Source organism: Streptomyces sp. NPDC107765, assembly GCF_055657085.1.
This window is the reverse complement of sequence record NZ_JBVKBL010000008.1, coordinates 182,421-195,010: the sequence shown is the minus strand read 5'-3', so window position 1 is coordinate 195,010 and position 12,590 is coordinate 182,421. Positions and strand designations below refer to the sequence as shown.

The 12,590-nt window shown below is 72.0% G+C and carries 12 protein-coding genes; 4 read left to right on the top strand and 8 right to left on the bottom strand.

Annotated elements, in window-relative coordinates; all coding sequences use genetic code 11:
• Positions 1 to 167 precede the first annotated feature (167 nt).
• Positions 168 to 1,058: an NAD(P)-dependent oxidoreductase gene (locus ACZ7MX_RS21190; protein ID WP_472134239.1), complete on the top strand. Its 891-nt coding sequence runs from the start codon at positions 168 to 170 to the stop codon at positions 1,056 to 1,058.
• A gap of 79 nt (positions 1,059 to 1,137) precedes the next feature.
• Here the strand turns inward: ACZ7MX_RS21190 and fabF are convergent, their stop codons facing one another.
• The 5 genes from fabF to ACZ7MX_RS21165 form a co-directional block, all read right to left on the bottom strand.
• On the bottom strand, positions 1,138 to 2,403 hold the full coding sequence (gene fabF, locus ACZ7MX_RS21185) for a beta-ketoacyl-ACP synthase II (RefSeq protein WP_472134237.1): 1,266 nt from the start codon (positions 2,401 to 2,403) through the stop codon (positions 1,138 to 1,140).
• A 77-nt stretch (positions 2,404 to 2,480) separates the two neighbouring features.
• Complete coding sequence (locus ACZ7MX_RS21180; protein ID WP_006605825.1) at positions 2,481 to 2,729, bottom strand: acyl carrier protein; 249 nt, start codon at positions 2,727 to 2,729, stop codon at positions 2,481 to 2,483.
• A 105-nt stretch (positions 2,730 to 2,834) separates the two neighbouring features.
• Entirely contained in the window at positions 2,835 to 3,881 is a 1,047-nt protein-coding gene (locus ACZ7MX_RS21175) for a beta-ketoacyl-ACP synthase 3 (protein WP_472134235.1), read from the bottom strand.
• Between the two features lie 13 nt (positions 3,882 to 3,894).
• Positions 3,895 to 4,857: an ACP S-malonyltransferase gene (locus tag ACZ7MX_RS21170; RefSeq protein ID WP_030414587.1), complete on the bottom strand. Its 963-nt coding sequence runs from the start codon at positions 4,855 to 4,857 to the stop codon at positions 3,895 to 3,897.
• Positions 4,858 to 4,946: 89 nt separating this feature from the next.
• The gene (locus ACZ7MX_RS21165) at positions 4,947 to 6,131 is read right to left on the bottom strand and encodes a PucR family transcriptional regulator (protein ID WP_362136629.1); all 1,185 of its coding nucleotides are present in this window, start codon (positions 6,129 to 6,131) and stop codon (positions 4,947 to 4,949) included.
• A 57-nt stretch (positions 6,132 to 6,188) separates the two neighbouring features.
• Here ACZ7MX_RS21165 and ACZ7MX_RS21160 point away from each other — a divergent pair, with 57 nt between their 5' ends.
• Positions 6,189 to 6,860 (top strand): pirin family protein, encoded by a 672-nt coding sequence (locus tag ACZ7MX_RS21160; RefSeq protein WP_472134233.1) that lies wholly within the window; start codon positions 6,189 to 6,191, stop codon positions 6,858 to 6,860.
• A gap of 93 nt (positions 6,861 to 6,953) precedes the next feature.
• Here ACZ7MX_RS21160 and ACZ7MX_RS21155 read toward each other — a convergent pair whose 3' ends face one another.
• Entirely contained in the window at positions 6,954 to 7,775 is an 822-nt protein-coding gene (locus ACZ7MX_RS21155) for a serine hydrolase domain-containing protein (RefSeq protein WP_472134231.1), read from the bottom strand.
• A gap of 168 nt (positions 7,776 to 7,943) precedes the next feature.
• On the opposite strand from ACZ7MX_RS21155, the gene ACZ7MX_RS21150 reads away from it, so the two are divergent.
• A complete protein-coding gene (locus tag ACZ7MX_RS21150) occupies positions 7,944 to 8,435 on the top strand; it encodes a MerR family transcriptional regulator (protein ID WP_472134229.1) in 492 nt (163 codons plus the stop codon).
• A 6-nt stretch (positions 8,436 to 8,441) separates the two neighbouring features.
• Entirely contained in the window at positions 8,442 to 9,467 is a 1,026-nt protein-coding gene (locus tag ACZ7MX_RS21145; protein ID WP_472134227.1) for an aldo/keto reductase, read from the top strand.
• Positions 9,468 to 9,754: 287 nt separating this feature from the next.
• On the opposite strand, the gene ACZ7MX_RS21140 is transcribed toward ACZ7MX_RS21145, so the two are convergent.
• Both ACZ7MX_RS21140 and ACZ7MX_RS21135 read right to left on the bottom strand, forming a co-directional pair.
• The gene (locus tag ACZ7MX_RS21140) at positions 9,755 to 10,975 is read right to left on the bottom strand and encodes an acyltransferase family protein (RefSeq protein ID WP_472134225.1); all 1,221 of its coding nucleotides are present in this window, start codon (positions 10,973 to 10,975) and stop codon (positions 9,755 to 9,757) included.
• A 201-nt stretch (positions 10,976 to 11,176) separates the two neighbouring features.
• The gene (locus ACZ7MX_RS21135; protein ID WP_472134223.1) at positions 11,177 to 12,346 is read right to left on the bottom strand and encodes an alpha/beta hydrolase; all 1,170 of its coding nucleotides are present in this window, start codon (positions 12,344 to 12,346) and stop codon (positions 11,177 to 11,179) included.
• Between the last annotated feature and the right edge of the window lie 244 nt (positions 12,347 to 12,590).

The window sequence follows — 12,590 nt, the reverse complement described above, 5'->3', positions numbered from 1 at the left end:
GCGTTCCCCAGGTCGTATGAGGAGTCAAGCACCCGTCTGCCGCCTCCACCAGGACCTTCACTAGGACGCTGCCTCCATCAGGGCGCCTGACGCCCCGCCGCCGCGTCCGGAGGGCGACACACCGCCCCGGTTGTCCTGGAGTGCGCTCGAAGACTTAGCGTGCCCTCATGGCCGACAACAACTCTCCCGACACTCTGTCAGTAGCCGTCCTGGGCACCGGAATCATGGGCACGGCGATGGCCCGCAACCTCGTCCGGGCCGGGCTGGACGTCCGTGCGTGGAACCGTACCCGGGCCAGGGCCGAGCCGCTGGCGGCCGACGGGGTGCGGATCGCCGACACGCCCGCGGAGGCGGTGGGCGGCGCCGATGTGGTGCTCACCATGCTGCTCGACGGGGACGCCGTCCTGGACGCGGTGCGGCAGGCCGCCCCGGCGCTGCCCGCCGGCGCCCTCTGGCTCCAGATGAGCACGGTGGGCGACGAGGCGCTCGACCCGCTCGCCCGTTTCGCCGACGACCACCGACTGCGGTTCGTCGACGCCCCCGTATTGGGCACCAAGGCACCTGCCGAGAAGGGTGAGTTGACGATTCTGGCGGCCGGCGCGCCGGACGTGCGGGAGCGCGCCGAGCGGGTCTTCGGGATCGTCGGCAGCCGCACCCAGTGGGTGGGCGAGGACGGCGCGAGCGGCGCAGCCAGCCGGCTCAAACTGGTCGTCAACAACTGGGTGATGACCCTCATCACCGGCACGGGGGAGACCATGGCGCTGGCCAAGGGGCTCGGCGTGGACCCGCGCGAGGTGCTCGCGGCGGTCGCCGGCGGGGCGCTGGACGTGCCGTATCTGCGGATGAAGTCCGACCTGATCCTGTCCGGTGAGTACCCCGCGAGCTTCACCGTCTCCGCCGCCCGCAAGGACACCCGCCTGATCACCGAGGCCGCCCACCGGGCCGGCGTGCGGGTGGATCTGGCCGAGGCGGCCGCCGAGCGCTTCCGGCGGGCCGAGGCGCAGGGGCACGGCGACGAGGACGGCGCCGCGGCGTACTTCGCCAGCTTCGACGACTGAGAGCACCCGACCGGGAAGACGGAGGGCCCGCCCGGTGAATGTCACCGGGCGGGCCCTCTCACGCGTCCAGCGGCGCGCCTCAGACCGTGCGGAAGGCGAGCACGACGTTGTGGCCGCCGAAGCCGAACGAGTCGTTCAGCGCCGCGATCGTGCCTTCGGCCGGCAGCTTGCGGGGCTCGCCGCGGACGATGTCCGCGTCGGCCTCCGGGTCGAGCTGGTCGATGTTGATCGTCGGCGGGGCGATGCGGTTCTTGAGCGCGAGGATCGTGGCCACCGACTCGATGCCGCCCGCGCCGCCCAGGAGGTGGCCGGTCATCGACTTCGTGCTGGTGATGGCCATGTGATCGACGTCGTCACCGAACGCCTTGCGCAGCGCCCTGAGCTCACCGACGTCACCGGCCGGGGTCGACGTCGCGTGCGCGTTCACGTGCACGATCTCCGCCGGGTTGAGACCGGTGTTGTCGATCAGGTTCGTCAGCGCCGCCGCGATGCCGTTGCCGGACGGCTCGGGCTGCGTGATGTGGTGTGCGTCGGCGGAGATGCCCTGGCCGATGGCCTCGGCGTAGATCGTGGCGCCGCGGGCCTTGGCGTGCTCCTCGGACTCCAGGACGATCACGCCGGCGCCCTCGCCGAGCACGAAGCCGTTGCGGTCGACGTCCCACGGGCGGGAGGCGCCCTGCGGGTCGTCGTTGTTCTTGGACATCGCCATCATGTTGCCGAACGCGACGATCGGCAGCGGGTGGATGGCGGCTTCCGTGCCACCGGCGACGACGACGTCGGCGCGGCCCGAGCGGATCATCTCGATGGCGTAGCCGATGGCCTCGGCGCCCGACGCGCACGCCGAGACCGGCGTGTGCACACCGGCGCGGGCGTTGAACTCGATGCCGACGTTGGCGGACGGCGAGTTCGGCATCAGCATCGGCACGGTGTGCGGGGAGACGCGGCGTACGCCCTTCTCCTTGAGCACGTCGTACTGGTCGAGCAGGGTCGTCACACCACCGATGCCGGAGGCGATGACGGCGCCCAGACGGTCGGGGTTGACCGACGTGTCCTCGCCCGCCTTGGCGGTGAAGCCCGCGTCCTTCCAGGCTTCCTGGGCCGCGACGAGCGCGAACTGCGCCGAGCGGTCCAGCTTGCGGGCCTGCGGCCGCGGGATGATCTCGGACGGCTCAACGGCGATCTGCCCGGCGATGCGGACGGGCAGCTCGGCGGCCCAGTCCTGTTCGAGGGTGCTCACGCCGGAACGTCCGGCGAGCAGGGCCTCCCAGGTCGAAGCGCTGTCGCCACCCAGCGGTGTGGTTGCGCCGATACCGGTGACGACCACGGTGCGATTGGTCGCGTTCACGGGAATTCTTACTCCACGGGTAGAGGGGTCTGAATCGACGGCGCCACCGCGGGGTGGCGACATGCGCGGGAGCTGGATCAGCTCTGGTGCTTCAGGATGTAGTCGGTCGCGTCGCCGACGGTCTTGAGGTTCTTGACGTCGTCGTCCGGGATCTTCACGTCGAAGCGCTCTTCGGCGGCGACGACGACCTCGACCATGGACAGCGAGTCAACGTCCAGGTCGTCGGTGAAGGACTTGTCCACCTGGACGTCCTCGGTGGGGATCCCGGCGATCTCGTTCACGATCTCGGCGAGACCGGCAACGATCTCTTCCTGAGTGGCGGCCATGATGGCGCTCCTTCGGTCATTTTAAGGGGAAACTGCGTTACTTGCGGTGAAGATCCGTGCGGCGCCCGGCACGTCCGGAGACGGACGGTGCTGCGCAGATCTTGCCTAGGGGAGGGTAACGACCGTCGCGGCGTACACGAGACCCGCCCCGAAGCCGATGACCAGCGCGGTGTCGCCGCTCTTGGCCTGTCCGGTCGCCAACAGCCGCTCCATGGCGAGCGGGATGGAGGCGGCCGAGGTGTTGCCGGTGGTCTCCACGTCGCGGGCGACCGTCACGCTCTCCGGCAGCTTCAGAGTCTTCACCATCGAGTCGATGATCCGCATGTTGGCCTGGTGCGGGATGAAGACGTCCAGGTCGTCCGGATTGACTCCGGCCGCGTCCAGCGCCTGCTGGGCGACCTTCGCCATCTCGAACACCGCCCACCGGAAGACCGCTTGGCCCTCCTGGGTGATGGCGGGGTACCGGATCTCCTCCAGGGCGGGGCGCGCCTCGGGTCCGTCGCCTCCGGGGGTCGGCGTGGAACGGTAGACGTCCCAGCCGAGGGTCTGCTTGATCGTTTCGGCCTTGTCGCCCTCCGAGCCCCAGACCGTCGGGCCGATCTCCGGCTCGTTGGCCGGGCCGACGACCACCGCGCCGGCGCCGTCACCGAACAGGAAGGCCGTCGCACGGTCCTCCAGGTCGGTCAGGTCCGACAGCCGCTCGACGCCGATGACCAGGACGTACTCCGCCGAACCCTCCGTCACCAGGCCCTTGGCGAGGGTCAGTCCGTAGCCGAAGCCCGCGCAGCCCGCCGAGATGTCGAAGGCGGCCGGCTTGCCGGCGCCGATGCGGTGCGCGATCTCGGTCGCGATCGCCGGGGTCTGCTTGAAGTGCGAGACGGTGGAGACGATCACGGCGCCGATCTGCTCGGGCGTGATGCCGGCGTCGGCGATGGCCTTGCCGGACGCCTCGACCGACATCTGCGCCACGGTCTCCTCGGGGCCCGCCCAGTGGCGGGTCGCGATGCCGGACCGCGAGCGGATCCACTCGTCGGACGAGTCGATGTGCTTGAGGATCTCCTCGTTGGGCACGACACGGGTCGGCCGGTAGCCGCCGACGCCCATGATCCGGGCGTACGGAGCGCCCTTGGAGGGCTTGATCTTCGAGGTCATGCGCTTCGGACTCCTATTCGACCGGTGCCGAGCCAGCTGCGGTGGCGGCGGACGCCTCGGCGATCAGCGTGCGGGCCGCGTCGAGGTCGTCGGGCGACTTGAGGGCGAGGGTCCGCACGCCGGGCAGGGCGCGCTTGGCCAGGCCGGTGAGCGTGCCGCCGGGGGCGGCCTCGATGAGCGCGGTGACGCCGAGCGCCTTGAAGGTCTCCATGCACAGGTCCCAGCGCACGGGGTTGGCCACCTGGCCGACCAGCCGCTGCACCAGTTCCTGGCCGGAGGAGACCAGCTGCCCGTCCTTGTTGGAGACGTAGCGGGTGTGCGGATCGGCGACCGACAGCGAAGCGGTCGCGGATTCCAGCGCGGAGACGGCGGGTGCCATGTGGTGAGTATGGAACGCGCCGGCCACCTTCAGCGGTACGACCCGGCGAGTGCCTTCCGGCTTGTTCTCGACCAGCGCGGCGATCTGCTCGGCGGTGCCGGCCGCGACGATCTGGCCGGCGCCGTTGACGTTCGCCGGGGTCAGGCCCAGCCGCTCCAGATGGGGGAGCACGACGGCCTCGTCGCCACCCAGGAGGGCGGCCATGCCGGTTTCGGTGACGGCGGCGGCCTCGGCCATCGCCAGGCCGCGGCGGCGTACCAGCCCCATCGCGGCCTCGTCGGAGAGCGTGCCGGTCAGCGCGGCGGCGGCGAGCTCACCGACGCTGTGGCCGGCCGCGGCGCCCACCTTGGAGGAGAAGTCGTCGGCCGTCGCGAACAGCTGACGGGTGGAGATCAGGGCGGACGCCACCAGCAGCGGCTGCGCCACCGCGGTGTCGCGGATTTCCTCTTCGTCCGCCTTCGTGCCGTAGTGAACCAGGTCGAGGTCGATGGCGGCCGACCACTCACGGAGCCGGTCTTCGACACCGGGGAGGTCGAGCCAGGGGGTCAGGAAGCCGGGCGTCTGGGCGCCTTGGCCGGGAGCGACGAGTACGAGCACCCTCACACTCTCTCTTGTGGGTGGTTCCGCCCGCCCGTGGGGACAAGGACGAAGAACCATCGGGGGAATTGTTGGTCTCCGACAAAAGTCTAGAGTTGCGCCTCACCGTCAGCCAGACGCCCCAGAATCAGTGCGATACGGAGGGTGAAGGCCGAGCGCACATCGGAGGGTGACCACCCGGTGACGTCCGTCACACGTCGCAGCCGATAGCGCACGGTGTTGGGGTGCACGAACAGCATCCGGGCCGCGCCCTCCAGACTGCTCGCCTGCTCAAGATAGACGCTCAGCGTCTCCAGGAGCGCCGACCCGGCTTCCTCCAGCGGTCTGTAGATCTCCTCCACCAACTGCTCCCGCGCGACCGGGTCCGAGGCCATCGCGCGTTCCGGAAGCAAATCGTCCGCGAGCACCGGGCGCGGCGCGTCCGGCCAGGCCGCGCACGCCCGCAGACCGGCCGCCGCGGCCTGTGCGGAACGGGTCGCCGCCAGGAGGTCGGAGACCACCGGGCCGGCCACCACGGGACCGGCGGCATACGGGCCGATCAGCGCCTTCGCCGCCTTGAGCGGATTGTCCGAACCGCCCGCGATCACCACCAGGCGCGAGCCCAGCACCCCGGTCAGCACCTGCAGCTTGGCGTGCCGGGCGGCCCGCCGGATCGCCTCCACGGTCAGCTCGCTGTCGCCGTCCGGGGCGGTGCCCAGCACCACGCACACGTGCTCGGGGGAGTTCCAGCCCAGCGCCGCCGCCCGGGAGACCGCGCCCTCGTCGGCCTCCCCCGAGAGCACCGCGTTGACCACCAGCGACTCCAGGCGGGCGTCCCAGGCGCCGCGGGCCTCGGCGGCCTGCGCGTACACCTGGGCGGTGGCGAAGGCGATCTCCCGGGCGTACACCAGGAGCGCCTCGCGCAGCACGGACTCGTCGCCGGGGGCCGCGACCTCGTCGATCGCCGCCTCCATGACCTCGATGGTCGTCCGGACCATCTCCACGGTCTGGCGCAGCGTGATCGCCCGGGTCAGCTCGCGCGGCGCGGTGCCGAAGACGTCGGTGCTGATCGCCTGCGGGGTCTCCGGATGCCGGAACCACTCGGTGAACGCGGCGATACCGGCCTGGGCGACCAGGCCGATCCAGGAGCGGTTCTCCGGGGGCATCGCGCGGTACCACGGCAGCGTGGCGTCCATGCGGGCGATGGCCGCGGCCGCCAGCGTGCCGGAGGAATTCTCCAGGCGCCGGAGGGTCGCGGAGTGCGGGTGCGCGTCGCGCGATGCGGGTTCAGACACGGGACAAGCCTGCACTATCGGGGCGAGGAGGTGAGGGGGCGGGGCTACCGTGGGCCCATGATTCAGGTGCGCAGGGGCGAGGAACGCTATCGGGGCGGCGATCCGGACGCGGGGATCGAGTCGCTGCACGCATTCTCCTTCGGGCCCCACTTCGACCCGGACAATCTGCGCTTCGGTGCACTTATCGCCTGCAATGAGGAGCGGCTGGCGGCCGGTGCCGGCTTCGACGAGCATCCGCACCGCGACACCGAGATCGTGACCTGGGTGATCGAAGGTGAGCTGACCCACCGCGACTCGGCCGGACACGAGAGCACCGTACGGCCCGGCGATCTCCAGCGGCTCAGCTCCGCCGGCGGCGTGCGGCACGTGGAGCGCAACGCGGGCGGGGCCCCGCTGCGCTTCGTCCAGATGTGGCTGGCCCCGCAGGAATTCGGCGGGGAGCCGGCGTACGAGATCGTCCGCGGCATCGCCGACGGCACGCCGTACGCGGTCCCGCGGGCCGGCGCCCTGCTGCATGTGCGCCGTCTCACGGACGGCGAGCGCACCGCCGTCCCGGACGCGGAGCGGGTGTACGTGCACGTCGTGCGGGGAGCGGTCGGGATCGGCGGGCAGCGCCTGGAGGCGGGCGACGCGGCGCGGATCACGGACCGGACCGGGCTGGAGCTGACGGCGCTGGCGGCCGCGGAGTGCCTGATGTGGGAGATGGGGCCGGAGCCGGCCTACGGGTGAGCGGGCGGCAGTGGCGGGGCCGGGCGGGCGCGGTTCCGCTTCGTCGTCCTACGGGGGCGCGCGCCCGGCCGCCGGCCGCGTCAGACCGCCGCGTCAGACCGCCCGCGCCAGCTCGTCCAGCACCGCGTCGGTCAGCTTCGGCCAGACCTCGATCGCCCACGGCCCGAAGGCCCGGTCGGTCAGCGCCACACAGGCGGCCCCGGCCTCCGGGTCCACCCACAGGAACGTCCCGGACTGCCCGAAGTGCCCGTAGGTGCGGGGCGAGGACCCGGCGCCCGTCCAGTGCGGCGACTTGCCGTCGCGGATCTCGAAACCCAGCCCCCAGTCGTTCGGCTTCTGGTGGCCGTAGCCCGGCAGCACGCCCGTCAGCCCGGGGAAGGCCACCTGCGTCGCCTCCGCGAGCGTCTGCGGCGCGAGCAGCCGCGGCGCCTGCAGTTCGGCCGCGAACCGGATCAGGTCGGCGACCGTGGAGACGCCGTCCTTGGCGGGCGAGCCGGGCAGTTCCGTCGCGGTCATGCCGAGCGGCGCCAGCACCGCCTCGTGCAGATACTGCGGGAAGGGGATGTCGGTCGCCTTGGCGATGTGGTCACCCAGCACCTCGAAGCCGGTGTTGGAGTAGATCCGACGGGTGCCGGGGGCGGCCATCACGCGCTGCTCGTCGAAGGCGAGGCCCGAGGTGTGCGCGAGCAGATGACGGACCGTGGAACCCTCCGGTCCGGCCGGCTCGTCCAGCTCGACGGCGCCCTCCTCGACGGCCAGCAGGGCGGCGTACGCGGTCAGCGGCTTCGTCACCGACGCCAGCGGAAACCTCTGCTCCAGAGGGCCGTACGATCCGGCCACCGACCCGTCGGCTCGTACGACGGCGGCCGCAGCGGTGGGCACCGGCCAGTTCTCGATCATCCGCAGGCTCTGCATGCTCCGAGCCTAACCTCCCCAAATTCAGGTCAAGTCTGCGCCCGATCCGCGCTTGCTTGGAGTGCGCTCGAACTCTCTAGCGTTGAAGACGTCGCAAGGCATCCGGCGCAAAGCCGTGAGGTCCGCGGCGAAGTCGAGAGCAATCCGGCGAAACAGGGGAGACGGTGCATGACGGTCACGCAGAGCGAACCGGTCACGAGCAGCGTGGCAGCGACCGCCGAACGGCCGGTGAGGGCCCGCAACTGCGGCTCCCCGCCGCCCCCGCACCCCAAGCCCACCGGCCAGGACCGGTACACGATCAGCGAGGTCTCGGAGCACACCGGGCTCAGCGCCCACACCCTCCGCTGGTACGAGCGGATAGGCCTGATGCCGCACGTGGACCGGACGCACACCGGGCAGCGCCGCTTCCGCAACCGTGACCTGGACTGGCTGAGCCTGGTCAGCAAGCTGCGGCTGACCGGCATGCCGGTCGCCGACATGGTCCGCTACGCCGAACTGGTCCGGCAGGGCGAGAGCACCTTCGCCGAGCGTGAGCAGCTGCTGACCGCGCACCGCGAGGACGTGCGGCAGCGCATAACGGAGCTGCAGAGCACGCTGGACGTACTCGACTACAAGATCGACATCTACGCCGACGCCCGGCGGGCATCCGAGAGGTTCTGAGGTTTCATGGGTAGCGAGAAGATCGAGACGGTCGAGCTGGGTACCGGCGGCCCCCGCGTCGGGGTACAGGGCCTCGGCTGTATGGGCATGAGTTTCGCCTACGGGCCCACGGACGCCGACGAGGCGCGGGCCACCCTGGAGCGCGCGCTGGAGCTGGGCGTGACGCTGTACGACACCGCCGACATGTACGGCAGCGGGGAGAACGAGAAGTTCATCGCCCCCTTCATCCAGGCGCACCGCGACGAGGTCGTCCTGGCCACCAAGTTCGCCATCTCCCCCGACCCGGACGCCCCGGACGACCCGTACCGGCGCATCATCCGCAACGACCGCGCCTACATCCGCCAGGCCGTCGAAGGCAGCCTCCAGCGGCTGGGCGTGGACGAGATCGACCTCTACTACATGCACCGCCGCAATCCGGACGTCCCCCTGGAGGAGTCGATCGGGGCGATGGCCGAACTGGTCACCGAGGGCAAGGTCAAGCACCTGGGGCTGAGCGAGGTGACCGGCAGCGAACTGCGCGCGGCGCACGCCATCCACCCGATCGCGGCCGTCCAGTCCGAGTGGTCCCTCTTCAGCCGGGACATCGAGGCCGGCGTGGTGCCCGCCGCGGCCGAGCTCGGCGTCGGCCTGGTGCCCTACTCGCCGCTCGGCCGCGGCTTCCTGACCGGCGCGTTCGTGCACGCCGACCAGGAGCTCAGCACGGACGACTTCCGTCGGACCCAGCCGCGCTTCACCGGCGACAACGCGGCCGCCAACGCCGCACTGCTGGAACCGGTCCGGACGGTCGCCGACGCCCACGACGCCGCGCTCGGCCAGATCGCCCTGGCCTGGGTGCAGCAGCAGGCCGCCGTACACGGCCTGGCCGTCGTCCCGATCCCCGGCACCCGCAAGCGCCACCGCGTAGAGGAGAACACCGCCGCCACCCGCATCCGGCTCACCCACGAGGAACTGGCCCTCCTGGAGCCGATCGCCGACAAGGTGGCGGGCGAGCGCTACGCGGACATGACGCACACGTCGGCGGGGCGGGAGTAGCTCGCGGTCGGGGCGGGTCCTCACGGGGCGTCCTCACGGGGCGGGCGCTCACGGGGTGGTTCGCTCGGGGGGTTGGGCTCCTCATGAGGGGCCGCTCATCGAGGGGCCGCTCACGGGGGTGTCCTGCTGGGGCGTCGTCCGGGTGTCCTGCTGAGGCTTTCGGCCGGGGCGTGCTGCCTGGGCGTTCCGGTCGGTCCGTGGGCTCGGGTGGCTCGGTGGCGTTCCGGGCGGTCCGTGGGGTCCGGGCAGTTCGACAGGCACGGCCCCCGGGCTGCCGCGCCCCGGCCCTACGCCAGCCCCAGCGCGAACGCCGCGAACGCGGTGGCCAGGAGCGCGGCGAGGGCGCGGCGGGCGCGGGTGACGTCCGTCCAAGGGGCCTCGAAACGGCGGGTGCTGCGGGCGATCAGCAGCAGCGCGACGGCGAAGACCGGCAGCCAGGCGAGCCGGACGAGGATCCACCCCGGCGTGACGGGTGCGACGGTCAGACCGGGCACCGCTCCGAGGAAGGAGGCGGGCACCGCCGCGGACAGCATCGCCGTCTGGTGCCAGCACAGGATCGTCATCGCCGACAGGTTGATGACCACGACCGGCGCCCACAGGGCGGGCCGGCGCAGGAGGCGGGCGATCCGGTCCCGGAGCAGGATCGCGGCACCGGACTGGGCCGCCGCCAGCGCCAGGACCAGCAGCGACGGCGGATGCGAGTTCGTACGGTCCTGGCCGGGGACGCCCACCATGCTCGCCGGGTAGTGGAAGAACAGCAGCAGCGCCGCGAACAGCGCCGCCCCGCCGAACAGGAGCGTCCAGGCGGCCCGCCGACCGAGCCGCCGCTCACCCCACGAGACGCCCAGCTGGTAGGCGAACATCCAGCCGGGGAGCAGATTCAGCAGGCTCAGCCAGGACGGCATGGCGTCGGCGAACGGCCCGTAGCGCAGGAAGTCCACCGCCGCCACGGCCACCAGCAGCGGCGCGGCAGCCCAGGCGCCCATACGGCCCGCCGCGCGGACGCAGTACGGCGTCAGCGCGGTGATCGCCGCGTACACGCCGACGAACCACAGCGGCTGGATCACCAGCGTCGCGCCCGTCCGCAGGGTCGCCTCCGGCACGCCCACGCTGTACAGCAGCGGCAGCAGCGCCGCCCATACGGCCGTGACGCCGAGCACCGGCCGGCCAAGTCTGACGAGCCGTCCGCGCAGCCAACTGCCCACGGACTCGCCGCGTCCGGTGGCGCGTCGGTAGGACAGCACCGAGGCATAGCCGCCGACCAGGAAGAAGATGCCGAGCATCTGCAGCACCCAACTGGCGGGCGCGAGTAAGCCCAAGGCGGTCAGCGGACTGGCGTTGTGCAGCGCACCCTCGGCGTCCAGGGTGAAGCCACCGAGCAGCCAGTGGCCGGTGGGTACCGCGAGCAGCGCGAGCGCCCGCATCCCGTCGATCGCCCGGTCCCGTTCCGCGGGGGTGCGCGCCTCGATCGCGCGGACGGCTGAACGGACTGTGGAGGTGGTTTTCATGGGTCCTTGGCCTCTGCGTCCTGAAGGTGGATGGTGCAGGGAGGTGCCGGGTGGTGCAGCGGTGCCGTGAGGGTGGGCCGTGCAGTCGTGCCGCGAGGGTGGTGGTGCGGGGGTAAGCGGCGGGGTGCCTCGGCGCCGTGCCGCGCCGGGCTGCGACCTGCCACGCCATGCGGTGCCGTGCCGCGCCCCCGCTTGTGCGCGTCAGCTGACCCGGCCGTACCGGCCCAGCACGATGGCCGCGAAGTTCTGGAGTGAGTCCGTCCCGGGGGCGAGGTAGCCGGTGTGGCCCTCGGCCCGCTTCGCGGAGACGTGCCGGGCGCCGAAGGCGGGGTCGGTGGGGTCCTCGCCGTGGCCGAGGCCCAGCAGCTCGACGTTCGGGATGTCGCCGATCCAGTCGGACGCGTCCCGGGCCGCCCAGACCCGGGCCGAGGTGTGCAGTTCCGCCACGCCGTCCCGCCGCATACCGGGGGAGCCGAAGACGATCAGATCGGCGACGCGACCCTGACCACCCAGCCGCGGCACCGCCAGTCCGCAGACCACCGAGCCGTAGCTGTGGCACAACAGGGCCGGTGCCGGCACGCCGGTGGCCGCCAGCCCGGACAGGAAGCGGGCCAGCCGGGGCGCACCGGCCTCGGCGAGCCGGCCGGTGGCGGCGTCCGGACCGATGCCGACCGGGGTGGTGTACCCGACCCAGGCGATGACGGCGGTACGCGTCCCGGGCGCGTCGGCGGTCATCTGGGTACGCAGCGACCTGGCCATCCCGGTCGGCGTGCCGTACGGGTCCCTCGCGCGGTCGAACGACGCCAGGTCGATGTCCGAGCCCGGCACGATCACGGCGGTGTGCTCCGCGGCAGCCAAGTCGCCGTAAACCTCCGCCACTTGACCACGTCCCCGCGGGTCGAAGGCGAGGATCCGGTGGCCGGGCTTGAGCAGGGCGGCACACCGGTCGGCCGCCTTCCTGGCCTGCTGGTGGTCCTGGAGGGTGCCGGCCGGATCCGTGGCACGGGCCAGCTGACGGGATCGTTCTTCCCTCAGGGCAAGGGAGTTGGCCGTGTACCGCAGCGCGATCGGGGCGCCGTCGAGATTGCCCACGGTGAGCGGGTGCCGGACGGCGAGAGCCTGCTGCTGGGCGTCGGTCAGCGAGGCGAAGAAGCGGGCGACGGCGGCGGGTCGGGCGGTCGCAGGGTCCGGCAACCGCACGCCGAGGGAGTGGTCCGCGCGCCAGGCGGCGGCGCCGGGCGGCGGGCCGGTGACGGCGGTCTGCGCGGAACCTGCCGCCCAGCCGCCGGTTCCGGCGGCCACGGTCACCGCGAGCGCGGCGGCGATCAGCGTGCGCTTGCTGCGTCGTGCGACGGTGCGCAGCACGGACATGGTGTGTCTCCCTCTCCCGTTGGTGTGGCGGAGGAAAGGTAAGGAGACGGTGTATGACACGGCGTCACACCGCGGAGCCAACTCCGGGGTGATACCGGGGTAGGGGGTCCGGCACCGCGCTCGTCCTCAGGAAGGAGCGCGCGAGGGGGCTGTAGGGGGAACGTAGGGGGCTGTAGGCGCAACGTAGGGGGCGTAGGCGGAACGTAGGGGGCGGCGTACGGGTTGCGGTGGGCGGGAGGGGTAC